24 protein-coding genes and 1 pseudogene are annotated in these 25,817 nt (G+C 43.4%); 15 read left to right on the top strand and 10 right to left on the bottom strand.

Annotation, left to right across the window (positions count from 1 at the left end):
• Positions 1 to 47 precede the first annotated feature (47 nt).
• The 5 genes and pseudogenes from BJP37_RS45270 to BJP37_RS32155 all read left to right on the top strand — a co-directional run bounded on the left by BJP37_RS45270 (position 48) and on the right by BJP37_RS32155 (position 3,960).
• Positions 48 to 1,811, top strand: a pseudogene (locus tag BJP37_RS45270) (extracellular solute-binding protein).
• A gap of 51 nt (positions 1,812 to 1,862) precedes the next feature.
• Entirely contained in the window at positions 1,863 to 2,210 is a 348-nt protein-coding gene (locus BJP37_RS43050) for a hypothetical protein (RefSeq protein ID WP_229415515.1), read from the top strand.
• Between the two features lie 18 nt (positions 2,211 to 2,228).
• A complete protein-coding gene (locus BJP37_RS43045; protein WP_229415514.1) occupies positions 2,229 to 2,612 on the top strand; it encodes a hypothetical protein in 384 nt (127 codons plus the stop codon).
• A gap of 1 nt (position 2,613) precedes the next feature.
• Positions 2,614 to 2,832, top strand: coding sequence for a hypothetical protein (locus BJP37_RS37940; RefSeq protein ID WP_143727903.1), 219 nt, complete (start codon positions 2,614 to 2,616; stop codon positions 2,830 to 2,832).
• Between the two features lie 21 nt (positions 2,833 to 2,853).
• Positions 2,854 to 3,960 (top strand): substrate-binding domain-containing protein, encoded by a 1,107-nt coding sequence (locus tag BJP37_RS32155; RefSeq protein WP_075905090.1) that lies wholly within the window; start codon positions 2,854 to 2,856, stop codon positions 3,958 to 3,960.
• A gap of 66 nt (positions 3,961 to 4,026) precedes the next feature.
• On the opposite strand, the gene BJP37_RS32150 is transcribed toward BJP37_RS32155, so the two are convergent.
• The 4 genes from BJP37_RS32150 to BJP37_RS32135 all read right to left on the bottom strand — a co-directional run bounded on the left by BJP37_RS32150 (position 4,027) and on the right by BJP37_RS32135 (position 7,556).
• Positions 4,027 to 5,244, bottom strand: coding sequence for an LL-diaminopimelate aminotransferase (locus BJP37_RS32150; RefSeq protein WP_075905088.1), 1,218 nt, complete (start codon positions 5,242 to 5,244; stop codon positions 4,027 to 4,029).
• A 102-nt stretch (positions 5,245 to 5,346) separates the two neighbouring features.
• Entirely contained in the window at positions 5,347 to 6,153 is an 807-nt protein-coding gene (locus tag BJP37_RS32145; protein ID WP_075905086.1) for a sulfotransferase-like domain-containing protein, read from the bottom strand.
• Between the two features lie 148 nt (positions 6,154 to 6,301).
• The gene (locus tag BJP37_RS32140; protein WP_229415513.1) at positions 6,302 to 7,084 is read right to left on the bottom strand and encodes a class II aldolase/adducin family protein; all 783 of its coding nucleotides are present in this window, start codon (positions 7,082 to 7,084) and stop codon (positions 6,302 to 6,304) included.
• A gap of 13 nt (positions 7,085 to 7,097) precedes the next feature.
• Positions 7,098 to 7,556, bottom strand: a complete 459-nt coding sequence (locus BJP37_RS32135) for a hypothetical protein (protein WP_075905084.1) — start codon at positions 7,554 to 7,556, stop codon at positions 7,098 to 7,100.
• Positions 7,557 to 7,572: 16 nt separating this feature from the next.
• Here BJP37_RS32135 and BJP37_RS32130 point away from each other — a divergent pair, with 16 nt between their 5' ends.
• Positions 7,573 to 8,505 (top strand): 2-hydroxyacid dehydrogenase, encoded by a 933-nt coding sequence (locus BJP37_RS32130; protein ID WP_075905082.1) that lies wholly within the window; start codon positions 7,573 to 7,575, stop codon positions 8,503 to 8,505.
• 11 nt (positions 8,506 to 8,516) lie between these two features.
• On the opposite strand, the gene BJP37_RS32125 is transcribed toward BJP37_RS32130, so the two are convergent.
• Both BJP37_RS32125 and BJP37_RS32120 read right to left on the bottom strand, forming a co-directional pair.
• Positions 8,517 to 9,302 (bottom strand): class II aldolase/adducin family protein, encoded by a 786-nt coding sequence (locus BJP37_RS32125; RefSeq protein ID WP_075905080.1) that lies wholly within the window; start codon positions 9,300 to 9,302, stop codon positions 8,517 to 8,519.
• Positions 9,303 to 9,439: 137 nt separating this feature from the next.
• Positions 9,440 to 11,218: a class I SAM-dependent methyltransferase gene (locus tag BJP37_RS32120; protein ID WP_081431408.1), complete on the bottom strand. Its 1,779-nt coding sequence runs from the start codon at positions 11,216 to 11,218 to the stop codon at positions 9,440 to 9,442.
• 474 nt (positions 11,219 to 11,692) lie between these two features.
• Between BJP37_RS32120 and BJP37_RS32115 the strand changes: the two genes are divergently transcribed.
• The 4 genes from BJP37_RS32115 to BJP37_RS37935 all read left to right on the top strand — a co-directional run bounded on the left by BJP37_RS32115 (position 11,693) and on the right by BJP37_RS37935 (position 13,839).
• Positions 11,693 to 11,962, top strand: a complete 270-nt coding sequence (locus BJP37_RS32115; protein ID WP_075905076.1) for a hemolysin XhlA family protein — start codon at positions 11,693 to 11,695, stop codon at positions 11,960 to 11,962.
• Positions 11,963 to 12,051: 89 nt separating this feature from the next.
• Positions 12,052 to 12,192 (top strand): hypothetical protein, encoded by a 141-nt coding sequence (locus BJP37_RS40455; protein WP_158069860.1) that lies wholly within the window; start codon positions 12,052 to 12,054, stop codon positions 12,190 to 12,192.
• Positions 12,193 to 12,208: 16 nt separating this feature from the next.
• Positions 12,209 to 13,645: an NCS2 family permease gene (locus BJP37_RS32110; protein WP_081431407.1), complete on the top strand. Its 1,437-nt coding sequence runs from the start codon at positions 12,209 to 12,211 to the stop codon at positions 13,643 to 13,645.
• Entirely contained in the window at positions 13,594 to 13,839 is a 246-nt protein-coding gene (locus BJP37_RS37935) for a hypothetical protein (RefSeq protein ID WP_143727901.1), read from the top strand. Before BJP37_RS32110 ends, BJP37_RS37935 begins: the two co-directional genes overlap by 52 nt.
• Positions 13,840 to 13,940: 101 nt before the next feature.
• Here BJP37_RS37935 and trmD read toward each other — a convergent pair whose 3' ends face one another.
• A complete protein-coding gene (trmD, locus tag BJP37_RS32100; RefSeq protein ID WP_075905074.1) occupies positions 13,941 to 14,648 on the bottom strand; it encodes a tRNA (guanosine(37)-N1)-methyltransferase TrmD in 708 nt (235 codons plus the stop codon).
• A 214-nt stretch (positions 14,649 to 14,862) separates the two neighbouring features.
• Here trmD and BJP37_RS32095 point away from each other — a divergent pair, with 214 nt between their 5' ends.
• Positions 14,863 to 15,714, top strand: a complete 852-nt coding sequence (locus BJP37_RS32095; protein ID WP_075906671.1) for a cyanophycinase — start codon at positions 14,863 to 14,865, stop codon at positions 15,712 to 15,714.
• A 527-nt stretch (positions 15,715 to 16,241) separates the two neighbouring features.
• Positions 16,242 to 18,920 (top strand): cyanophycin synthetase, encoded by a 2,679-nt coding sequence (gene cphA / locus BJP37_RS32090; protein WP_075905072.1) that lies wholly within the window; start codon positions 16,242 to 16,244, stop codon positions 18,918 to 18,920.
• Here cphA and BJP37_RS42040 read toward each other — a convergent pair.
• Positions 18,917 to 19,168 (bottom strand): hypothetical protein, encoded by a 252-nt coding sequence (locus BJP37_RS42040; RefSeq protein WP_158069859.1) that lies wholly within the window; start codon positions 19,166 to 19,168, stop codon positions 18,917 to 18,919. The two genes, cphA and BJP37_RS42040, sit on opposite strands and share 4 nt — an antisense overlap.
• A gap of 842 nt (positions 19,169 to 20,010) precedes the next feature.
• On the opposite strand from BJP37_RS42040, the gene BJP37_RS41805 reads away from it, so the two are divergent.
• A complete protein-coding gene (locus BJP37_RS41805) occupies positions 20,011 to 20,649 on the top strand; it encodes a PEP-CTERM sorting domain-containing protein (protein WP_075905070.1) in 639 nt (212 codons plus the stop codon).
• 410 nt (positions 20,650 to 21,059) lie between these two features.
• On the opposite strand, the gene BJP37_RS32080 is transcribed toward BJP37_RS41805, so the two are convergent.
• The gene (locus tag BJP37_RS32080; RefSeq protein ID WP_075905068.1) at positions 21,060 to 21,506 is read right to left on the bottom strand and encodes a DUF29 domain-containing protein; all 447 of its coding nucleotides are present in this window, start codon (positions 21,504 to 21,506) and stop codon (positions 21,060 to 21,062) included.
• Between the two features lie 554 nt (positions 21,507 to 22,060).
• Positions 22,061 to 22,447, bottom strand: a complete 387-nt coding sequence (gene gloA2 / locus BJP37_RS32075) for an SMU1112c/YaeR family gloxylase I-like metalloprotein (protein ID WP_075905066.1) — start codon at positions 22,445 to 22,447, stop codon at positions 22,061 to 22,063.
• Between the two features lie 165 nt (positions 22,448 to 22,612).
• Between gloA2 and BJP37_RS32070 the strand changes: the two genes are divergently transcribed.
• Positions 22,613 to 24,082, top strand: coding sequence for a TldD/PmbA family protein (locus BJP37_RS32070; RefSeq protein WP_075905064.1), 1,470 nt, complete (start codon positions 22,613 to 22,615; stop codon positions 24,080 to 24,082).
• A 183-nt stretch (positions 24,083 to 24,265) separates the two neighbouring features.
• The gene (locus tag BJP37_RS32065) at positions 24,266 to 25,606 is read left to right on the top strand and encodes a TldD/PmbA family protein (RefSeq protein WP_075905062.1); all 1,341 of its coding nucleotides are present in this window, start codon (positions 24,266 to 24,268) and stop codon (positions 25,604 to 25,606) included.
• The last annotated feature ends 211 nt before the right edge of the window (positions 25,607 to 25,817 follow it).

Raw genomic sequence — 25,817 nt, 5'->3', positions numbered from 1 at the left:
CATTTAATTGGTGCTTGATCTTAGATTAAAAAACTAAGCGATGTGTGATGTTTAATTATAGCAATCTCCCCAAGGTTTTCCCTTCAATCTCTTGGAAACGATATTTTATACCTATCTCTTCTGTTCTCTTGCTCCTTGGTGCTTGTCAGACTAGTCAAACAATCAACCAAACAGTTAACCGAGGTTTAGAAATTCGCTTTCTGGCAGGGAGTGACTTAAAAGATTTTTGCGATCGCGTAGCGTGACCTTCGGTCAATCGCGCTGCCACCAAACTCAATAACTCCCAGCCTAAACTAGAGGATGGTACTCCCTTTTATCTAACCTGCGATACTAAAGGAAGTGGGGATGTGGTGGAGGAAGTTCTTAATCTTACTAAACAATTGCAATCTGGTGCGATCGCTCCTGAAGACTCCCAATTTCCTACTTTAATTTCTGTCGATGGAGAAATTTACCAGAGTCAGCTGATCTTCCAGATTAATAAAATTTTTCCAGGACAGAACTATATCCCAGATTTAACTGAATCACCTCTGCTTGCTTACAGTCCGATGGTTTTTATGACCCAAGCTGATTTAGCCGGAAGTTTAGCAGCAGTGGACGATCTCTATGTTTCCTTGGTAGAGGCGAAAAATCACCAGGATCTAGACCCCAAGGCGGCTGCTTTACCAATAACCTACGTTCACACCGCCCCAACCCGTTCCAATTCTGGCTTGCAAACCCTAGTGGCTCAATTTGCTTCGGTTTCCGGTAAGCGTCCTGAAGAACTCACCATAGCTGATGTAAAAAAATACCAAGATCGGGTTCAGAAAATCCAAAACAAAATAACCCGTTACGGCAAATCCACCGGGTCTTTAGCGAAATCGATGGTGAAAAACGGTCCGTTTTGGGCTTCTGTGGGCTCTGTCTACGAATCCTTAGTGATTTCTGCCAACAGCCAAGGTAATAATACGGTTAACTATCAAGCGGTTTATCCTTCTGCTACCTTCAGTTCTAACATCCGCGCCATCCTCCCCAATGCCCCATGGGTGAGTGAAAAAGAGAAAGCAGCAGGGGAAAAAGTTATTGAATTCCTACGGCAACCAGAAACCCAAAAAATTGCGGTAGACTTGGGCTTACGTCCGGGGATTCCAGGGGTGCCCCTTGGCAGTAAGTTTTCCCCTCAATTTGGGGTACAAGCTAATCCTAAATACGATTCCTACCGTCCTCCTAAACCGGAAGTGGTAGAAGCGATGTTGCAAAGTTGGCAAAGCTACGCCAAAAAACCTTCCCAAGTTGCTTTAGTCGTAGATGTTTCCGGTTCTATGAGAGGTGAGAAACTCTCGTCTGTGCAGAATACGTTACTGAACTACGTGCAGAATATCGGTTCAAGGGAAAAGATTGCCATTATTCCTTTCAGTAATGAGATTGAACAGCCATTTATGGTGGAAGGAACACCCCAAGGAAAAGCTGAGGGTATAAAATTTATCGGTAGTCTGAAAGCTGGGGGAGGAACTCGATTATATGATAGTGCTATTTTTGCTCGGAACTGGTTAAAACAAAATTTTAAAACAGACGCAATTAATGCGGTGTTGATTTTAACCGATGGTCAGGATTCTGGCTCAGAAATTACTCTCGATAACCTCTCACAACAATTACAAAGCAGTAACTTTGAAGCGGATGAAAGTATTGCTTTTTTCACCGTCGGTTACGGCAAACAAGGAGAATTTAGTCCTCAAGTATTGCAAACAATTGCTGAACTAAATGGGGGCTATTATCGTCAGGGCAATCCCGAAACGATTTCTAAGTTGATCGCCGATTTACAAGTTGAGTTTTAAGTAAATTATTTTAAATCAATTATCAGTCGCTGATTACCGATTACCAAACCCATGTTAACCTTTGCAAATCCTCTTCATTATCCCCTAGCGGTCTTAGCAGGAGGTGTAGTCCATGCGATCGCAGTACGAGTTGCTCGACTTCCTAGCCCCATTGCTATACCCCTAGCAGGAGTGGTCACGGTGGCTGGTGCCACTGTTCTTAAGCAAAAGGAAAGTCAACCACGCCCGACCCTACAAAACCCTGCCTTAGAAAGGGAATTACAACAGGTACGACAACAGGCTCAACTGATTGCTCAGAAAGCAGAAAGCCTGCGCTCAGAATCGGAAAAACTTGCCCTTGCTACCACCGAAATGGAGCTACTTTCTACGATTCAATTCGCATGCGATCGCGTAGCGTGACCTTCGGTCAATCGCGCTTTGGAATTACCCACCAAAATTGACCAATTCTCCCAACGTCTCCATGGTACCGACTCCCTGCTTTCAGTAACCGAGTTACAGCAGCAGTTGCAAGAGGTAGAGGCGAAAAAAACTAAGAGTTCTGGAGTCGCCAGACAACAATTACAGCAATTAGCCACCAGCTTGCAGCACAACATTACCCTGGCCAGACAAGGGGAAGATGCCAGACAAGCCCAGGTGATTGCTCTAGCTACTTTGATTACTGATACTGCGGGAGTTTTACAACAGTTGCAGAATCGCCTGCGCACAAGCAATTTAGAAGATACCCAAACCTTGGAAGAATTGCGCTCCCTCAGTACCGAATTGGCAGGTTTTCAAGACAATATGGCTCTTTTCCTATCTTAACTTGATAGTAAGCATTCAGCTATCAGCTATCAGCTGTCAGCTATCAGCTATAGCGGTTTTCAATACCCAATTGCAAACTGCTGTAAATAACTTAAGTTTAATACCAACTGATCTCTTCCCTGTTCCCTGTTCCCTGTTCCCTGTTCCCTATTCCCTCTTCTCTCTTCCCTGTTCCCTGTTCCCTGTTCCCTGTTCCCTAAAAAATCAGAAAACTCAATAAAGTCGCAAACCGCTAGAGTAAATGGATAATAAAACCACTAAAACAATTACATCCCTGGGGATTATCGCTGTTTCCCTAGGCATTGCCTACGCTCCTTTACCAGGATTAAACCAAACCCTTTATGTCGTCACTGGAACAGAATTGCAAGAACCCCTCGCTGTTCTGGAACAACGTTTTGAAGAAACCTATTCTAATATTAACATCGAATTTAAATTCCAAGGCTCCCAGGAATTAGTAAATCGCTATCTCGATGAAAAGAATGATTTTAAACCCACAATTTTAATTCCCGCTAATGGGGTTTTGTTGAATGAGTTAAGCGATCGCTGGCAAGCCCAAAACACTAGCGCACCTTTTTATGATAACCCCCAACCCATTGCCAAAACCCTCTTAGTAGGTATTGCTTGGCCAGAACGGGGCCAAGTTCTATTTCCTGATGGTCGTTTTCAATGGTTAAAACTAGAAAATGCCATGAAAAAGCGCAATTGGCAGGAGATTGGCGGCAATCCTAACTGGGGTAGTTTTGACTTTGTCACTACCGATCCTAATCGTTCCAATAGCGGACAACTGACCTTAAGTCTTTGGACACAGAGTAATTCTGGGGGCGCAACCTTATCCCCAACTAATTTTAATAGCCCGGAAACTCAATCTCTGTTCGGTTTAGTAAAGCGGTCTGTCTATCAACCGCCACGGTCAACGGACACTCTATTGCAAGAGTTTATTGCCCGTGGCCCCAATGATGCAGATGTTGCTACTGTATATGAAAGCATTGCCCTCTACCGTTGGGAACAAGCAGCCCAGACTCAAAGCAAGCCCTATCAAATTTATTATTTTAATCCCACCATTGAAACGGTTTCGACAGCAGCCATTGTCCGCAGAGATGTTAACTCGCAACAGGTAAAAGCAGCACGGAAATTCCTCCAATTCCTAACTGCTCCAGAACAACAAAAAACCTTTGTGCAATACGGTTTTCGTCCTGTAGTTGGGGGTATTGATTTGCAATCGGTGTCCGGGAGTCCTTGGACAAAAGGTATTCCGGGTGCAAAAACTGACCCTAATTTAAAAAGCTTAGCACCACCAAATTCTGAGGTGATTGGGGAAATTCAACGGATGTGGAATCGGGTGCAATAGAGAGTCGGGAGTCGGGAGAAGAGTGTGGGGAGAGGGGGGAAACTCCCTGATTAAGGCGCTGCATCGCTATTCTCTGTTCCCGACAACTGCCGCGAAGTCTATGGCCTTTTCTATATTTTCTCGGCTACATAAAGTACTTAGACGTAAGAAACCTTCACCACTCGGACCAAATAAGCTACCAGGTACCCCAACAATCCCTGCTTTAAACAACAGTTGGTTAAAGACGTCCCAAGAACTCATGCCCTCCGCTCCTTTGACCCATATATAGGGATTATTAGTGCCACCAAAACAAGTCAGTCCAAAAGCTTCTAAACCTTCCTTGAGGATTCTGGCATTTTCCAGGTAATAGTTAACAATTTCTTGGCATTCTTGTTGGCACTGCTCGGACAAAGCCGCAATGCCCCCTTGTTGTGCTAAATTAGAAGCACCCCAAAACCGGATAGATTGACCAATTCTAAACATTTCATTCAACTCTCCTGCTACAGTGCTTTCAAGGGTTAGGGCACACGGAACCACAGACCAACCTAATCTTAATCCAGAGAATCCAGCTGTTTTGGAAAAACTACCAACTTCGATGGCACATTCAGTTGCACCTTCTATTTCATAAATACTTTTAGGAATGTTAGGGTCGGTAATAAAAGCACTATAAACAGCATCAAAAATAATCACAGACTTGTGACTTCTGGCATAGTCAACAAAAGCTTTGAGTTGTTCTTTAGTGGCAACTCCTCCTGTAGGATTATTAGGAAAACATAGGTAAATTATATCCACCTTCGATGTAGGAATATCTGGAACAAAATTATTATGATCGTTGCACTCTAGGTAGATAATATTACTTCTACCTGCCAACAGATTTGCTTCTAAATATGGGGGATAAATCGGGTCTTGTAGGGCAATAACATTATCTAGACCAAAGAGATCCTGAAGACCAAAAGTACCTGACTGCGCCCCATCACTAACAAAAATCTCCTCTGGTTTTAGGTCAATTCCACGAGGCTTGTAGTAGTTGTTGCAGATCGCCTCTCTCAGCTTAATATTTCCGTCAAATTCCCCATATCCTGTATAGGTTGAGCGATCTCCTAGCTTAGTGGCAGCATCCACTAAAGCGTCAACCACTTTTGGTGCTAAAGGCTGAGTTGTGTCACCCCAGGCCATAATGTATAGTTCTTTTTGGGGATTGGATGCTTGATGAGCTTCCATCTTCTTCATTAGCTTGTTTTTAATCATATCGGCGAAGGTATCAGAAACAAACAATTTCTTCAGATTCGGATTTGTTGTAGTCATATTTAAGTTTTTAGTTATGTTTTCAATACTTATAATTTATGAAGCTGAAAATCTGGAACTATTGATTACAGAACTTAAGGCAAGCATACAAATTAATTGTGTCTAGGTGCTTATATAAGCAAAAAGCTTGTTATAAACATTTACTGCTTTTTCAACCATGTCTAAGTGTTCGGATCTAATCTGTAGATTAATTTCTTTTGGAGGATTGATTTGAGTGGTATTATTTAAAGTTTCGTGATAACAATCATGGATTTTGGCTTCATGAGGATTCCATTGTTTTAATCTGCCATTTTCCCAAGTTAGCATCTTAGGCGTGAAGGTGATTTCAATTTGTTGACAATAATTAATCAAAATCTTCTTTGGATTCTGGCGAAAGCGATTGGCTTCAACAACAATTGGTTGTTGTCTCAATTCTTTAGTTACTATCTGAAACATCTTATATAATGAATTGAAACCAAATTCTTCTTCCGTAAATTTTGGGTCAAACCCCTGTTCTATAAGTTTTTGCTTGGTTTTGTACAATGAAGCTAAGACTTCATGAGGATGGCGAATTATAAATGTGTTGATAACAGAGCCAAGAAATTCTTGAATATTCTCATCAAGATAGGGCAAAACTTGAAACGGAAAATCTTTAACGAAGACTATGGGCATTACCTGCGCTTTTAATTGTATTTCTTTAATTACTGTGGCACAGTCATGATTTAGCTTATCTCGATAATCACCAAATCGATTGGAACGTCGCCATTTACTAAAGTAATAAGTATCGCTAAAAGGCTCGTGAAAAATTTCTGTATCTGGACGTTGACTAAAAGTCTTCTCAAAAGCAGTGGTTACACATCTAGGTGCGCCCCATAACGCTATTATCTTAGATTGTTCTTTGAAATGATTTTTAGGTAAATTGATATTCATAATGAAACGCTAATACAGTAAGCTATTCGACATTTAAATTGTGAATCTTCTGTTTCCCATTTCCCTGTTTCCTTTCGAGAATTTGCGGATCCGAATCTAAATGCTGAACAGCTTATTTTCAAATAATTTGTGAACAGAGGAAAGACGACTACTCACGATCTGACGGATCGAGCCGATCAAGTAAACGGCGATTGGCTTTCCAGTTGCCTAAGATCTCATCGTAATAGCTGGGTTCTTCATACTGGCGTGCTGTATGTTCGCAAACTTCCGGTGGTGGAATGTTAGGCTTAGCACCAGAACGAAGCACATTGACTTGAACCTCGCAGGCTTTGTTGAGATAATACATATAGTAGAACGCTTCGGCAACGGTTCGACCCACAGTTAAAAGCCCGTGGTTTCTCATGATCAAGAATTTCTTTTGTCCGATCGATGCAAAGATGCGATCGCGTTCATCAAGGTCAAATGATATCCCCTCGTAGTCATGGTAGGCAATGCGATTGTAGAACGCCATCGATATCTGGTCAAGGGGTAACAGCCCCTCTTTCATAGCAGCAACTGACATCCCATTAACACTATGGGTGTGTAGGATTACATTGGCATCAGGACGTTCTAAATGAATGGCGCTGTGTATAGTGAATCCTGCTGGACTTATGTCCGCGTCTGTAGGGTTGATTTTATTACCATTGCCATCAACTGCGACCAAATTTGATGCACATACTTCATCGAAAAATAGATAATGCGGTTTTAGGAGAAATATTGGTGGTTCCTCATTAATGCGCAGGGAAATATGACCGTAGATCATGTCTGACATCCCGTAGTAGTCAATCAAGCGGTAAGCAGCAGCAAGGTCTTCGCGCAAGTTTTGTTCATCCTGACAGTAGGACTTAGTTAAAGTTTCCCTGGTTTTAAGGGTGCTCATTTTTGTATTCATAGTTCCACCTAAATTAATTAGCATTAAATGAAATCAGCAAAATCTCCTCAGGAAAGTAATAGACAGAGTTTCTGAGCAATGAGTTTAGGTATCGTTCCATCTCCGGATGAGAGAGCAAATCCTCCAAGGTAATATTTTTTGATTCAGATAACTGCTCTGCTTCCTTATCCTTGTTAAAGCAGTTAACTGTTGCCTCATTCTTGATGTAATGCTCTAAGGCTGCATAGTCATCAGCCTTGATGGGCTCTTCATAGAATATTCTATGGACTTGATGCTGAATCCCACATTCACCCAGACTCTCGATCACATCTTCCGCCGAGGTAAATCCTTCGCCCCAGGCCATAATGTATAGTTCTTTTTGGGGATTGGATGCTTGATGAGCTTCCATCTTCTTCATTAGCTTGTTTTTAATCATATCGGCGAAGGTATCAGAAACAAACAATTTATTCAAATTCGGATTTGTTGTAGTCATATTTAGGGTTTTAGTTATGTTTTCAATACTTATAATTTATGAAGCTGAAAATTTGGAACTATTGGTTACAGAACTCAAGGCAACTATACCAGATCTCGATGTCCAGATCTGGCCAGAAGTGGAGAATCCAGATAAAATAGAAGCAATCTTAACATGGAAGCCTCCTCTAGGAATAATGGAAAAATTTCCCAAGCTTAAGGGAATTATTTCCTTCGGGGCTGGAGTCGAAGAGATTTTACGAGACCCCCATCTTCCCCACAATGTGCCAATTGTTCGTATTGTTGAACCTTATGTGACATCAAGAATGAGTGAATACATCTTGTTAGCTGTTCTTCGTTTTCACAGACAAGCATTTACATATCAAACATTTCAAAAAGCGGGACATTGGGACCCTTTACCTCTACCAGAAACCAGCTCCTGTACTATAGGAATTTTAGGTCTTGGTGTGCTTGGAACAGATGCTGCTGGTAAACTCAAGACTCTTGGTTTCCCGATTCGGGGTTGGAGTCGGACACCAAAGAACATCGATGGTATAGAGTGTTTTCATGGACCAGACCAGTTAAAACTTTGCTTGAGTAAATGTCGAGTGCTGGTGTGTTTACTTCCCTTAACTCCAAAAACAGAAGGGATTCTTAATCGTGAAACATTTTCCGCCATGCCTAAAGGAAGTTATTTGATTAATGTTGCACGAGGGCAACATTTAGTAGAAAAAGATTTATTAGAAGCATTAGATTCAGGTCAACTTTCAGGTGCTTGTCTGGATGTTTTCTCTAGGGAACCTTTGCATGAAAATCATCCATTTTGGTCACACCCTCAAATTACAATAACACCCCATGTAGCAACTCAAACTGATTCTGAGTACTGGACAAAACCGATTGTAGAGGCTATTTGTTGCCTTCGTGATGGTCTTCCTTTGAAGAATGTGGTGAATTGTGAACAAGGTTACTAAGGTTCCCATTATTACTGACGATATGAGGGATCGAGCCGGTCAAGCAAACGGCGATTGGCTTCCCATATCCTGGCGACCTCCTGGTTGTAGAAGGTTGGCTCCTCAAACTGGCGGGCTGTATGTTCACAAATCTCAGGTGATGGCAGGATCGGCTTGGTGCTAGTACCTAGCACATTGACTTGGATCTCGCATGCCTTATTCAGGTTGTACATATAGTAAAGTGCTTCTGCAACGGTTCGACCCACAGTTAAAAGCCCGTGGTTCCGCAGGATTAAACAGTTCTTCTGTCCTAGGGATGCAACCAGGCGATCGCGCTCATCAAGGTCGAGTGAGATCCCCTCATAGTCATGGTAGGCAACACGATTATAGAACTCCATGGAAGCTTGGTTAAGTGGCAACAGACCCTCTTCCATCGCAGCAACCGCCATGCCACTTACAGTATGGGTGTGGGCGATCGCATGAGCATCAGGACAACCTAAATGAATGGCGCTATGGATGGTGAATCCTGCCTGATTTACTTCAGCGTCTGTAGCATCGATTTTGTTACCATTGACATCAACTCGCACTAGATCTGATGCACGGATTTCATCGAACAGCATACCATAGGGATTGATTAGGAATATAGCTGGTTCGGACTGAATGCGTACTGAAATATGGCTATGGATCGTCTCCGTCATCCCGTAGTAGTGAACCAAGCGGTAAGCAGCAGCAAGGTCTTCGCGCAAGTTTTGTTCATCCTGGGAGTAGGACTTGGCTATCGGATTCCTGATGTTAGAGCTTGTTATCTGTACACTCATACTTCCATGTCTTTTGCTTTGTGATCACATCGGTATTCAAAGGAAACAGGACTGCTGTACTACTGGGCTGGGTACAGCAGATGTTTGAAGGAATGAAAATTCAGGCATTCCTTACTTTGGTAAAAAATAGAAACCGATTAACACTGGCTACCATTAAACGAGATCAGCCAGATCTCCTCAGGAAAGTAATAGACGGAGTTTCTGAGCAATGAGTTTAGATATCGTTCCATCTCCGGATGAGAGAGCAAATCTTCCAAGGTAATATTTTTTGATTCAGATAACTGCTCTGCTTCCTTATCCTTGTTAAAGCAGTTAACTGTTGCCTCATTCTTGATGTAATGCTCTAAGGCTGCGTAGTCATCAGCTTTTATGGGCTCTTCATAGAATATCCTATGGACTTGATGCTGAATCCCACATTCACCCAAACTCTCGATCACATCTTCCGCAGAGGTAAATCCTTCGCCTTTTCCATCTTTAAAAATTTGCAGGTATTGCTCGTAGAAATCCACGTAGAAAGATTTACGAGTAGCCAAACCAATAAATCCAACTCCCGTATCATTCAGCAAACTAGCACACTTTTTCAACACAGGTTTCAAGTCTTGGCGTGGAATCATATAAAAGCCGTGCATCGACCACAACAGGTCGTAAGCATTACTTTCCAGCTTTGCTCCTTGAATTGTATTAACATATTGGTTACCTCGCTGGAAAAGAAGAGGAATTTTTTTACTCGCTTGAGACAGTGAACTCCCACAAGGGTCTAAGCAATCGTAGACAACATTATCAATTCCTTGATCAAGTTGGATATAGTGACTAAAAGCTTCCAACCAGCGCCCTGTGCCACAGGCAACATCCAGTAATCTGAGATCAGACGAAGATTTTCCTCGTTGATATTGTGATAAGAAAGTACCCGACCAGTCGAAACGCTGCGCCAACTGCCAATAATCAATTACTGGATCTTGGTCTTCTGGACTTCTTTGTTGAACAGTAACACTGGGAGCTGGCAATACAAAAACCCCAATCGGTTCATTTATAAATGCTTTTCCACTGTCCTCAATCTCAGCCAACCTCCAAAATCCCTGGAGAATCTTGAAAAATTTGGCTTCCTGAAGCTGGCGCAAATCGCATTCCATACAAAATGACATAATTTTGACGCCATTTTCCAAGCCTTGGAGGCATTCCGTCACATCCAGGCGAGCATGGACATGGTGATACTGATGCTGATGAGATTGAGTATCCAGTAAATTTCTAATGTCCTGTGCTGTGAACATCTCATTTTGGTTACCTTTTGCTTCCAGCATATGCTCGCGCTGGATTTGAGGGATACCTGTAGCTGTTTGGTGGACAATTACCACCTGTCCGCCTTCCTTGGTTTGAGTTAGGGCGCTCTGAATTGCTTGGTAAGGCTCGTCAAAGTAGTATAAAACGTGGGTCAACAGAACCAAATCGTACTTCTGTTGGCTTTCAAACTTACCGGGTTCAAAATAGTCATCACGCACCGACACCTCTACATTTTCGCCTAAAGATGCCTGGTCGAGCCGTTCTAGAAAGCGTCCGCGATGGATCGGATTCGGTTCAAGTGCTACATAGTTTAACTGCTTCCACCGTGGATTAAGCCTGGGAATCAGGCTCTGTATGATTTCAAGATCAATATCACCTTCGCCACTGCCAATACTGAGTACCGATAAGGTATCGTCTTGGTGTGAGGGTGAATAACTTCCCTCCAGTAATACTGTTACATTATTGCGGAACCACTCAATGGCAGCAACTGTCATGGTCGAAGCTGCCTTGCGTAACTCATAACTCTCGGCGTAAAACTTATCATCCAGTGGCGGAGCGACAAATTTTTGATGGTGTGGCGAGTGACGCTCACTTGCCGAGGATGTAGGGTTTTCGAGAGATTTATACTGGATTTTCATTGAAAAAAATTATGTGAGGATTAAGACCAAATCAGTCAAAATCACAGAACAACTCTAAGCTATTCTACAATCAGATTTTATTATTTCAAGATTTGGCAACAAAAGTCAAGGGTGTCTAAAATGACGTCAGCTGTCAGCCGTCAGCTGTCAGCCGTCAGCTGTCAGCGAATCATTTATCAATGATTAACTTTATTACAGTTATTAACTGTATTTTTTTTATTTAATACTTTATTTGATTGATGGTCAATTTTAAGGTTTGTTAAATTTAGTTAAATTTGGCAACAAAGAAGGGAGTCAGCAGTGAGGGGAAGGGAAGCTGAGCGCTATTCATAGTTACGAGGCTCCTCCTGGAATGCAGTCAAAGCAGCTGCAGAGGCTTCACTCAGTGTCAGCATAAAGTGGATAATAAAGACAGTCCCCTAGTTGCCTACTAGGGGACATCAGCAAAATATATCTATAATAGAAATTTAACCCATGAGCGAGACCCCCATAAAAATTACTTACTCCTTAGAGGAAGTCTTAAAAGACATAAAGGGAAAGCTAGATAGCCTTCAAAAAGATGTCAACACGATAAACGAAACACTAAGAAAAATAGAGAGCAAGCAAAACGCGATTGCAACGGATTTCAAAGAATTAAACGGTTCAAGCAAGGCACAAATTTGGACATTGATCGGCATTTTGATCACAGCAGTTGGCGGTTTTGTGGTATGTGTTGGTCGTTTTGTTATTTCAGGCAACCCCTAATCTATCCTCAAAGGATGGATTGGAGCCAGCAGAGGTTACAGCGTTGCTTAATAATGGAATGATTTTAAGAGTGAGGTGGAATAGGCATCTTGCCTGTTCGGCGTACTTTTGGGGCGGGCAGGATGCCCACTCTACTCCTATTCATTCAAAGACTGACGCAACGCCGAGGTTACAGATTTAGATTACGCGATCGCATTTGGCAAAAAACTACTATGCTAGCAGCAGATTGATTACCCTTGCCTTGCCATGACGCCAGAATCTGACCCGTTCACTGAACCCCGTAAAGTCGTGGAAGATACCAATGGGATTGACCTTTGGTCACGCTTTCGGCAGAGCCGACGCTGCGCGAACGCGATCGCTAAATTCTTCCAATTTGATCAACACCAAGCCAAACTTAGTACCGAGATTCTGGCGGGAGTAACCACCTTTGTCACCATGGCATACATTCTGGTGGTCAATCCCGATATTTTGTCTAATGCCATTTTCCTCCAACAACCCAAGGATTTGTTTGGGGAATTAGTGATTGCCACCGGGATTTCAGCTGCTTTGGCAACCTTAGTGATGGGACTCTATGCCAAATATCCATTTTCCCTAGCACCAGGCATGGGTCTCAATGCCTACTTTGCCTTTTCAGTAGTGTTGGGTTTAGGCATAGATTGGCGGGTTGCTCTGGCTGCGGTTTTCATTGAAGGATTAATTTTTATAGTGCTGACGGTTACTGGAGTTCGCCGTAAAATTGTCACTGGGATTCCCGAATGCATTAAACAAGCCACCACCACAGGCATTGGTTTATTTATTGCTTATATTGGTCTCAATAGCTCAGGTATCATTACTCAGTCTCAGGCAACTACCACTACCTTGGGAGATTTGACTGAGCCAGCCACATTAGTAACCATTGTCGGGATTCTAATTACCTCAGCCTTGATCGCTCGACGCATTACCGGAGCCCTGCTGTGGGGTATTCTCGCCACCGCATTACTGGCATGGATTTTGGGGATAGCCCCTTGGCCACAAGGAATTGTTGCCTTACCCCAATGGCCAGGAGATTTACTTGGTCAGGCATTTGTAGGTCTGTCACAGGTAGTTCAGACCAATATCTGGGAACTACTGAGTATCCTATTTGTGCTACTGTTTGTGGATCTGTTTGATACCGTTGGTACCCTAACTGGACTAGGAGTCAAAGCAGGTTATATCAATCAAAAGGGGGAATTTGCCCATGGGTCGCGAGCCTTTATGGCAGATGCAATCGGTACTACTGCTGGGGCAATCTTAGGCACCTCTACAGTAACCACCTATATTGAGTCGGCCTCAGGACTATTGGAAGGGGGACGCACTGGCTTGACTGCCGTTGTTACTGCCATTTTATTTGCCCTATCGATAGTTTTCATTCCCTTTCTATCTGCCATTCCCAGCTTTGCCACAGCACCAGCATTAGTCATGGTTGGAGTGTTGATGATCGGAAGTGTTAGAAAAATCCATTGGGACGATCCAGCCGAGTCAATTCCCTCATTTCTCACCATCTTGATCATGCCTTTAAGTTATTCCATTGCTGATGGCTTAGCTGTCGGTTTAATAACCTTTCCTCTGTTGAAAGCTTTTCAGGGTAAAGTTCACGAAACGACTATTGCCATGTGGATTTTAGCAACAGTATTTATCTTAAAGTTTTCCTTAGTAGGAGCGTAAGCATTCAGCTATCAGCTATCAGCTTAAGCGCTACGCGCACGCTACGCGAACAGCTATCAGCTATCAGCTTAAGCGCTACGCGCACGCTACGCGAACAGCTATCAGCTATCAGCTATCAGCTATCAGCCGTTGGCACCTCAAGTATCGTGGCACAGGCTTTGGCCTTTGGCCACGCTGTGCGAACGACGCTGTGATGTAGCCCATAAGCTAAATGCTTACGATTCCCTACTCCCTACTCCCGATTCTCTACTCCCGATTCCCTACTCCCGATTCCCTACTCCCGATTCCCTACTCCCTACTCCCTACTCCCTGTTCCCTTTGCATTTAGGGATTGATCAAACAAATCAGGACGGCGTTCTTTAGTCCTCTGAATTTGCTGCTCTTTACGCCAGCGCTCAATTTCCCCATGATGTCCTGATAACAGAACTTCTGGAACCTTCCATCCCCGAAACTCAGCAGGTCTTGTGTACTGAGGATAGTCCAGTAACCCGGCTTCAAAGCTTTCTAATTTAAGGGATTCGGCTTTGCCTACTGTTCCTGGTAGCAACCGGGTGACACCATTAATCATGGCTAGGGCTGGGATTTCTCCACAGGTTAAGACAAAATCCCCCAGTGATACCTCTCGGGTGACTAAATGTAATACCCGCTCATCCACACCTTCGTAGTGTCCACAAATTATCACCAGCTGATCATAACCTGTGGCCAATTCTTTGAACAATTGCTGTTTCATCGGTTGCCCCTGGGGAGTCATTAAGATGACATCACGGTGGGGTAAAATGGGTAAAGACTCTACAGCCGCAAAAATCGGCTCTGGTTTCATCAACATTCCCACCCCACCACCGTAGGGTTCATCATCAACTCGTCGATGCTTGTCAGTAGCAAAGTCTCGGGGGTTGATCAGATGCACTTCGGCTATTTGTTTGAGGAGTGCCTTACCAAGTAGCCCTGAACTCAGGGGAGAGGTGAAGAAATCCGGAAACAGAGTGATAATGTCAAATCGCACAAGGAGTTAAGGGAGGGTAGGGGTCTGGAGCTAAAAATCCTGTGGGAAGAGGCTAAGATACATAATCAGTGATTATGCATAAATGGTAAGGCTATAATGCGTGAATATCATTAAAAAATCACGGATTCAACGTAAAAATTGCTATAATGTGGCATTTTAACTAAAAAGCACTACTCAAAAGTATTCAACTCACCTCATGCCCATTACTAATATAATGCAGCAGTTAGAATCTCAATTGCAAAGAATGAGGATGCCTAAGTCCACTCAACCAGCTATTTTGGTAATCGGCGGCGCTGAAGATAAAGTTCACGGACGAGAGATCCTGCAAACTTTTTTTCGGCGTGCTGGAGGAACTAATGCTCGCCTTGCCATTATCCCTTCAGCCTCCAGAGAACCAACCGTGATTGGCAGTCGCTATCAACGCATCTTTGAAGACATGGGAGCCGAGGAAATTCGGTTGCTAGATATACGCGATCGCTATCAAGCAGAAAACCAAGACTTACTAGAGTACTTGGAAATCTGTACCGGGGTATTCATGACTGGAGGTGACCAACTACGCTTGTGCGGGCTACTAGCCGATACCCCCTTAATGGAAAAAGTTCGGCAGCGGGTTCATCAGAGCGAGATTACCATAGCTGGGACAAGTGCTGGGGCTGCAGTTATGGGTCATCACATGATTGCTGGTGGTGGTAGTGGTGAGTTTCCTAATCGTTCTTTGGTGGATATAACCATGGGCTTAGGAATCATTCCAGAGGTGATTGTCGATCAACATTTCTACCATCGGAATCGTATGGCACGCCTGATCAGTGCTATTTCGGAACATCCGGAGCGATTGGCCATCGGAATCGATGAAGATACCTGTGCTTTGTTTGAAAAAAATGGTTGGTTAGAAGTGATGGGTAAAGGCACTGTCACAATTATTGATCCCAAGGAAATGTCTTACACCAACCAGCCTAAGATTGGTCATAACGACCCGATCAGTATCCACAATCTGCGAGTGCATGTTCTGTGTCATGGCGATCGCTACCACTTTCAGAAGCGTTCGTTATTCGCAGTAGAAAGCTAAACCTTACCTCCTGGACAACAAGCGCAATAACCAGCCCACGCTTTTGAGTATGGCTTGACCTGACCTGTGCCAAGGGATGCAGTGCCTTAATCAAGGGGTTTCCTCATGACTGTAGTTGGGGGAATTCATCTGATTAGGACTCGCGTAAAAATAACCTGAACATTTTTTGTTCTGGAAGCTATATCTCACAAGTTATTTCAGATAAAATTTGTACAACTTATTTTTACATGGCTCCTTACCTGCTGGCTGCAATGGATAATTATGGATAATTTTGAAAAAACTGTTCACACAGAACAGTTTTTTTTATCTCCAAGGTTGATAATAATAAGATTATCCCAAATCTAATCAGCAGCCTACCGGATCGCCTGATTCCCGGATTGGAGCTAGAGTTTTCAAGCGTGCCAATCGGCTCATAATGTGCCAAAGTAGTGCCAAAGTAGGCGATAAAGGCGGATTTTATTTGATGAATTGCGTCTTTAGGCTTCCTTGCACATTCAGCGAGCATCACCACCGAAGTTTCAGTTGATATGAGAATTCTGAGAATCCAGACTTTACGTGGTCCTAATTATTGGAGTATTGGACATCACAAACTGATTGTCATGCGTCTCGATTTAGAGGAATTGGCAAATACCCCCTCCAACGAGATTCCTGGCTTCTATAAAGGACTAAAGACTGTCCTACCCAGTCTGGAAGAGCATTTCTGTTCCCCTGGTGTCCGGGGGGGATTCCTTGCTCGGGTTGCCAGAGGCACCATGATGGGGCACATCATTGAACACGTTGCCCTAGAACTACAAGATCTGGCTGGCATGAGGGTTGGATTTGGTCGCACTAGGGAAACAGCGACACCAGGAGTCTACCAGGTCATATTTGAGTACATTGATGAGCAGGTGGGTCGTTATGCCGCTAGGGCAGCTGTGCGGCTGTGTCGTAGCATCATTGATAAGCAAACCTATCCCCAAAGTGAATTAGAACAAGACCTGAAAGATTTACAAGAACTGGCTAATAATTCAGCTTTAGGACCAAGCACTCAATCCCTGGTTAAGGAAGCCGAAGCCAGAGATATTCCCTGGATGCAGCTGAGCGCGAGAGCGATGATTCAACTGGGCTACGGTGTCCACCAAAAGCGGATTCAAGCCACATTGAGTGATTATTCAGGGATTTTAGGGGTTGAGTTGGCTTGTGATAAAGAAGGTACCAAACAAATCCTGAGGGATGCTGGTGTACCGGTTCCCCGGGGGACAACGATTCGATTCCTAGATGAGTTGGAAGGGGCAATTGAGTATGTAGGTGGCTACCCGATTGTGATTAAACCCCTGAATGGGAATCATGGACGAGGCATTACCCTCGATATTAATAGCTGGGAAGAGGCGCAGACTGCCTATAAGACCGCCAAAGAAGTCTCCCGCTCTGTGATTGTGGAGCGCTATTATAAAGGTTTTGACCACCGGATTCTTGTGGTCAATGGCAAGGTAGTAGCAGTAGCAGAGCGTATCCCTGCCCATGTGGTGGGTAATGGTAGGTCTACGATTGAGGAACTGATTGACCAAACTAACCTTGATCCCCATCGCGGTGAGGGACACGACAATGTCTTGACTAAAATTGTGGTAGACGCTACCAGTGAGAGTGTCTTGAAAAAGCAAGGGTACAGATTGAACAGTATACCCAGAAAGGGGGAAGTTTGTTACTTGCGGGAAACTGCCAATCTCAGCACTGGGGGTATTGCTGTAGACCACACCGATAACATCCATCCAGAAACTATCTGGCTGGCACAGCGGGTTGCCAAAATTATTGGTCTGGATATTGCTGGAATTGATATTGTCACCTCCGATATCACTAAGCCTTTACGGGAAGCTGATGGGGTGGTGGTTGAGGTGAATGCTGCCCCTGGCTTTAGGATGCATGTTTGTCCTAGTCAAGGTCAGCCCCGGAATGTGGCAGCACCAGTCCTAGATATGCTCTTCCCAAATGGCCAACCTAACCGTATTCCCATCATCGCCATTACAGGTACCAACGGAAAAACCACGACCACCCGCTTAATTGCCCATATCTATCGCCAAACTGGAAAGGTTGTAGGCTATACCACTACCGATGGGATCTACGTTGATGAATATATGGTGGAAAAAGGTGATACCACTGGACCCCAAAGTGCTCAGGTAATTCTCAAAGACCCTACAGTTGAGGTGGCAGTGCTGGAAACTGCTCGGGGTGGGATCCTGCGTTCTGGCTTGGCCTTTGACAAATGTGATATTGGGGTGGTTTTAAATGTCTCCGCTGACCACTTGGGAATTGGAGACATCGACACCATTGAACAGATGGCCAAGGTGAAGAGTATTGTGGCGGAAGTGGTGAGTCCGAAGGGCTATGCTATCCTCAATGCTGATGACCCCCTAGTCAGAGCAATGGCAGAAAAGGTAAAGGGTCAAGTGGGTTATTTCTCGATGAACTCAGAGAATGAGTTGATCAAAAACCACACTAGTGGTGGAGGTCTGGCTGCGGTTTATGAAAATGGTTATTTGTCTATCATCAAAGGGGATTGGACCCTGCGGATTGAGCAGGCAGTTAATGTGCCAGTGACAATTGGGGGACGGGCACCTTTTATGATTGCTAATGCTCTAGCTGCGAGTCTCGCTGCCTTTGCTCAAGGAGTCTCGATTGAGGCCATTCGAAAGGCATTGACCACATTTCGGGCTTCTGTAGACCAGACACCCGGACGAATGAATTTGTTCAATCTTGGCAGTTATCATGCTCTAGTGGATTATGCCCACAATGCAGCTAGTTACGAGGCATTGGGTAGTTTTGTGCGCAACTGGCCGGGAGAGCGCTTTGGGGTTGTGGGTGGTCCTGGGGATCGCCGGGATGAAGACTTTATTGAATTAGGACGACTCTCAGCAAAAATCTTTGACAGGATTATTATCAAAGAAGATGATGACTTAAGAGGACGTCCCAGTGGTGATGCAGCTGAGTTAATTCGTAAGGGCATACGAGAGGAAAATCGCGAGTCCAACTATGAGATTATCCTCAAGGAGACAGAGGCAATTGATAGGGGTTTGGATAAAGTGGCTGATGGTGGTTTAGTGGTGATTCTGCCAGAAAGTGTCAGTCGTGCGATCAAACTCATTGAGGCTCGTAATCCCTTGTCGGATAATGGCCTTAAGGCAACCAGTGCTGACACCGAAGATGAGTTGAAGCCATCGGTGGTCAATTAAGCGGTTGTTGGTATTTGTTGAAGGTTGTTCGCGTAGCGTGGCCGAAAGGCCAAGGTTGAAGGTTGAAGGTTGTTCGCGTAGCGTGGCCGAAAGGCCAAGGTTGAAGGTTGTTCGCGTAGCGTGGCCGAAAGGCCAAGGTTGAGGGTTGAAGGTTGTATGTCAGAATGTAGAATGCAGAATGCAGAATGTAGAATGCAGAATGTAGAATGTAGAATGCAGAATGTAGAATGTAGAATGCAGAATTCCAAATTCTAAATTCTTAATTCTAAATTCTTAATTCTACATTCTTAATTCTTAATTCTAAATTCTTAATTCTACATTCTTAATTCAAAGAGGAAAAATAGGTTAGTGGTCAGCATCTCATTAACAGAGTGCGATGTTCCTTTGGAACCGCTTCGCGAACGCTAATCTCAAATCTAGACAGACCTTGATGTGGGTGGTATGACTTCTTTAACAGCAACTTGCTACTAATGGTTAATTTGTGATCTATAGCATTTTTACTTGAGATGTAAACATAGTATAGCGTTTCTGAATTGGGTGAGGTACTTCGTCCTGGGTTGATGGGAGTAGGGAGTAGCCATGCATCCCTTTGTTGAATCCCTTGCTATTTAAGGGCTTAAGCTGATTTAAACTACTCATTTACTAGAATCAGTCTAGGAGAGCAAAACTATCTAATTTTATCTCATCAAAAAATTTTTTATCAAAGCTTTATATAGTTAAAGGTTTAGTGAGTTTTCCGTGAAATTTATAAATTTTATCTGAGTTAGATATAAAATTTTGATTGGAGACAAGTAAGCCATCAATACCAATAGTTGATTTAAATCCTAATTACTTAAATCCAGCTTAAAACTATCTGTATTAGATAGGTCAGTTCATGGTGCTCGCGTGAGTCTTGGGATCGAGATGGGTTAACTAATTGGCTTGATCTGCTTGATTTTTAGATGAACTGACCGGTTAATTAATAAACGGATTATCAATAAAATCACAATTTAGTAGCGTTGACTAATCAGGTTTTTTATCGCTACTAACAGAGGCATTTTTGTGATTTTTTTGGGAATCAGTAACTGTCAATTGTCAGGAGATGATCATCATGCTTAATAGTTTGATAAACAACAAAGTCACCAATCCCCTTACCTACAGCGCTATCGCCCTCAGTGTCATTGCTGGCGCTGGGATTGCCGCTGCACCAGCTGACGCCGCATCTATCACCTACCAAGGGACTTTACAAGACGGAATCCCTGAGTTTGATGCTATTTCTAGTAGTGGTTTTTTTAGTGACCAGTCCACAGGTCGTTTTTTTAACTTTTTCGGCAATCAAGGAGATGTAGTTACAATCGAAGCACTCCGCATAGAGCAAGATTTAGATCCAGCTCTCTGGGTTTTTGAAGGTCTTTTCGAGGATACTTCCGACTTTGCTAGCGGATTTAATGTAAATATTGATCGGGGTGACCCAGGCTTTCTAGAGTTTGCTGATGATGAAATTCCTAATCCGGGACCATTTGCAGATCCTCGTGCTGTAGTAACCTTAACTTTGCCTGGAACTGGCGAATACACAGCCATCGTTACTAATTTTATAAGTGGTCCTAATGATGGAGGTGATGGTGCTTTTGATTTCGAGATTACATGTTTTGGATGTACAACACCTGTGCCTGAACCTGCTTCTGTCTTAGGTCTGCTTATTACTGGTTCTCTTGGTTTTGGGTCAGCTCTCAAACGTAAATTGAAGTAACGCATATCAACAGCAAAACGTTAAAATTTTAATCGGTTTTTATAGGTGATCGCTCCTCAATTATCCAGAGGAGTTTTTTTCATTGACCTCTAGTCCTCAAGGCAAAACAATCGTAAGCATTCAGTTATCAGCTAATGGGTTAGTCCCAGCCTCGTTCGCACAGCGTGGCCAAACGCGCCCCGCGTGGCCTTTTGGCCAAGGCCAAAGCCTGTGCCACGGTACTTGAGGTGCTTATGCGCTATGGGCACGGTTGATGAGGAAACCGTTAAGAATAAAAGAGGTAAGCATTCCTTTAATTTGAGGAAAGTTTCAGTGTCGTTCGCACAGCGTGGCCAAACGCGCCCCGCGTGGCCTTTTGGCCAAGGCCAAAGCCTATGCCACAAAGCTGACCGCTGACTGCTGAGCGCTGACTAAGGCAGCCAATCTTGATCTAATAATTGTTCGAGAGCATAGGGACAGTCTTCAGGAAATTGAATCATCATAGCGGTTTTTTTTCTGACATATTTTAAGGCTTTTTTATAAACTTTGGCTTGATTTTCTTGTAAATGATTGCGGAGATTTTTAGTTAAATACTCGTCCAGTTGGGTTCTAAAGCTCATAATTTCCGCTTGCCAATGGTTCGCGTTATAGTCATATTGCTCTTGCCAATAGTTCAGGAGTAATAAATGTCGGATAATTTGTTCTAAAAAACTTTCAACTGTTAATTTATCTCGACGACTCAATCCTTCTAATTCCTCAATTAAATGCTCTATGTCGAGATTTCCTAGTCGTTTTTCTTTTAGGAGTTTCAGAGTTTCTAATAACCATTTTTCATTATCAACATCATACAGAGAATATAGATCACTTGTTTTAGTCATAGCTGTTCTCAAGCTAGTAAGGAGTTTTTGGGTTTTAGGGAACAGGGAACAGGGAACAGGGAGCAGGGAGCAGTAAAGTCAAAAGAGGGAAGAAGTAAAAAATTATGTGTACCTCATTAGGGTAAAAACCGCTATACTTATTTTGTTACCTTCCATTAGCGTCTTTAGATTGTCCAATTAGAGGATATCTGAAAAGTTTTTTGATACTGAATTTTGCCCCCCTAGCCCCCCAACTTTGGGGGAAGAGTCAATTTGCTTCTAAAAGTCCCCCGACCGAGGGATTGCTCGCTCGGGGGACCAACGGGGGCTTGGATGTAGCAAATGAGACTTCTCAGACAACCTCTTAGATTATCGATGTAGCTATCCCAAGACATTTTCTTTAGTTTCCTTGAAAATTTTACTTCTTAGGAAATTATACAATATTTTCACTTCCCATCCTGGGAGGGGTTAGGGGTGGGTTACTATTATGAATACACTGCTCCCTGCTCCCTGCTCCCGATTCCCGATTCCCGATTCCCGATTCCCGATTCCCGATTCCCGATTCCCGATTCCATTTAACTTTCATACATTTCTAACGGCAATCCATCTGGGTCTTGAAAAAACGTAAATCGCTTCCCAGTATGCTCATCAATTCTAATCCTTTCTACATCCACACCCTTGGATTTGAGATAATTCACCGACGCTTGAATATCATCTACTTGAAATGCTAAATGTCTCAATCCGCAAGCTTCAGGACGACTAACTCGTTCAGGAGGATTAGGAAAGGAAAATAACTCAATCCTATCCCCATCACCCACTTGTAAATCCAATTTATAAGACTTTCTCGCAGCTCGTAAGGTTTCTTCAATAATCGAAAACCCTAAAATATCCACATAAAACTGCTTCGATTTTTCATAATCTGAGCAAATAATCGCTACATGGTGAAATCCTTTAGTATTCATAAAAATAATCTGAAATTAAGTAAGAGATGAATAATTTTAAATCAAGAAAGCTCATCCCCCATAGTATAGAACCAGATTCAACCAACTTTTGAGGATTTTGCTAGACTGGCAGATATAAAACCCATCATCAAAAGGATATATATCCAAAGGATAAGGAAATTATCTATGCCCCCAACCCTACTTCTATCCAAAGAACTACCTACTCTGGAATACCAATCCACATCCTCAAGCTTTGATGAAAGCTGGAGAGCTCCCCTTTCCACCCTCCTGGGATTAGGACGAGCAGCTGGTGCTGATTTCATTGAGTTTTTCCTAGAACGGGTCAACTACATCAGCTGTCTTGCGGAAGATGATGCCATTACTAGCATTTCTCCCCGCCTTTCCTCTGGTGCTGGTATCCGAGTGTTTCGGGGTAAGTCAGATTGCTATGTTAGCACTAATGACCTATCCTTTTCGGGGCTAAAAGCGGCTTTGGAGAAAGCCCTGTCTATTCAAGGGCTGGAATTACCTACCCCTAATGCCTTTATCCCAGAAACTAACCTGGAACTGTTGCGGGATTACGCTACTGCTAAAGGCAAAGACACTTGGCTATCCGGTTGCAGTTCGATGGCAGAAATGGGAGAAGTACTCCTGGATGCCAATGGGGCACTCCAGCGCAAGGCTAGCCATGTCCAATCCCGACGGGCTATTTATTTCCGGGATTGGCAGGAAGTTTTGGTGGCAGCTAGTGATGGCACCTTTGCCAGAGATATTCGTTTAACTCAGTCTGTGGGATATAACCTACTATGTGCTGATGGTGACCATCGCTCTTCGATTGGCAAGCGTGCTGGTAGTACCGGTAACCCAGAGTTTCTAAGAGCCTGGGATTATAATGCTACTGCTGAGGAAGTTGCTGAATCTGCTGGTAAGATGCTCTATGCGGATTACGTAGAGTCTGGTACTTACCCCATTATCATGGCGAATTCCTTTGGTGGGGTAATTTTCCATGAAGCCTGTGGACACCTGTTGGAAACGACCCAGATTGAGCGGAAAACTACTCCGTTTGCTGACAAAAAAGGCGAGAAGATTGCTAACGAAAGCCTTACTGCCTGGGATGAAGGGTTATCTGACAATGCCTTTGGAACCATTGATATGGATGATGAGGGCATGCCAGCCCAAAGAACTCTGTTGATAGAAAATGGCATACTGAAGAATTTTATCGCCGACCGGGCAGGGTCTCAGCTGACTGGACACCCCAGAACAGGTAGTGGCCGCCGTCAGAATTATGCCTATGCTGCTGCTTCACGGATGCGCAATACCTACATTGCTCCTGGTGATTACGAGGTAGAGGATTTATTTGCTTCTATCGATAAAGGCATTTACTGCAAGCGGATGGGCGGTGGTAGTGTTGGTGCTACTGGGGAATTTAATTTTGGTGTCGATGAAGCCTATTTGATTGAAAATGGCAAACTCACTAAACCGCTGAAAGGGGCAATTCTGATTGGGGAAGCTAAGGAAATTATGAATAAGATTTCCATGTGTTCCAAAGACTTAGGATTAGCCGCTGGTTTCTGTGGTTCCATTAGCGGCAGTGTTTATGTAACCGTCGGTCAACCTCATATCAAGGTAGATTCGATTACGGTTGGTGGACGGTAAGTTACCCCAGCAGCCAGGCTTTGGGACTAGTGTTAGACTATCATCTCCGGTTGAAGACTTATCATTCTTGGTTGTTAGTAAATTAACAATTAACTAACAATTAAGCTGAATCCGAAGCGATTAACCGGATTTGATATCATGCCTCTTTTTTTTGTTAACCCAACATTCAAAATTTAAGATAACATGACCAAGATTAATGAGATAGCTGATTCGGCGAATGCGATCGCAAAACGCCTGGGAATTGAAAAATTCGATATTTATGGCTCTGCAGTAGATGAAGCTGGTGTTCAAGTAGACCAGGGTGAGCCAAAACAGGTTGAGGCATCTAATCGGTCTGGTGTAACTGTACGGGTTTGGAATCAAGACCAGAAAGTAGGCATTACTTCAACTACCGATACCAACCCAACTGGGCTGGAACTAGCCTTAAAAACCGCTTATGAGGCGAGTAGTTTTGGGGTGAAGGAAAACGCCCCAGACTTTAGCTCTGAGTCAACAGTATCGATTCCAGAGATTCCCAATAATCAAGTGCCTCAACAGCCAGTATCTAAATTAGTAGAAACCCTACTGGATTCAGAGAAAAAGTTACTGGACGCTCACTCAGCTATTGCCGGAGTTCCTTACAATGGACTATCTCAACGGGATGTTGAGCGCTTTTATCTCAATAGTGATGGGGCATTGCGCCAGCAAGCTAGTTCCTCGGCTTCCATTTATCTTTATACCAAAACTGAGGAAGAAGGGAAAAAGCCCCGTAGTGCTGGTGCCTATAAGATTAGTCAAGGTTTAGAAACTCTGGATATTCAGACTTGTCTGCAAGAAGCTGCTGAGAAAACCATCAGTCACTTGAACTATGAGAAAGTTAAGTCCGGAAAATATCGGGTAGTGTTCTCTCCCGAAGCTTTCCTGAGTCTACTGAATGCTTTTTCTAATTTATTTAATGCTCAGAATATTCTAGACAAGCAAAGCCTCTCGACTCCCGAGTCTCTAGGTACTCAAATTGCTTCTCCTCTGCTTTCTGTTTGTGATGATGAGCTACATCCAAAGAATGTAGCACCGGTCTATTTTGATGGAGAAGGAACACCTACTCGTCGAGTACCGATAATTACAGAAGGGGTGTTAAGCAATTTTCTGCACAGTGCTGGCAGCGCCAAACGCCTGAATGCTCAACCAACAGGTCATGCCAATATGGGGGCAAAAGTTACAGTTAGCCCTAATTTCTATCATGTTTTTCCTGGTCAATCTGCTGAACAAGAATACAGCTTGGAGCAAGCCGAAAATGTGATTTGGATTGATGAGGTGAATGCGCTTCATGCGGGAGTTAAAGCACTCGAAGGTTCCTTTTCTCTACCCTTTGATGGTTGGATGGTGAATAAAGGAGAATTAACTAGTATTGATTCCGCAACCGTAGCCGGAGATTTTCGGGAACTGCTGAAATCCATTATTTATGTGGAAAAAGAGCCTGAGTTTACCTCTGGTGGAGTGTGTCCAAAAATCTGGGTTGATGGTTTGTCGATTACTGGGGATTGAAGGTTAAGAGGTTGAAGGTTGAAGGTTAAGAGGTTGAAGGTTGAAGGTTAAGAGGTTGAAGGTTAAGAGGTTGAAGGTTAAGAGGTTGAAGGTTGAAGGTTGATTAGTAAAAAGTAAAAGTTAGTCAGCTTTTTAAGCATTCAGCTATCAGCTGAATGCTTATTTGTTTGATATTAACTACCCTGCTAAGCTGTCGCGCATTTAAATTGGT

The organism is Moorena bouillonii PNG (assembly GCF_001942495.1).
Classification (GTDB): Bacteria; Cyanobacteriota; Cyanobacteriia; order Cyanobacteriales; family Coleofasciculaceae; genus Moorena; species Moorena bouillonii.
Note: the sequence above shows the minus strand (reverse complement) of the source record. Positions and strands in the feature narration are given on the sequence as shown.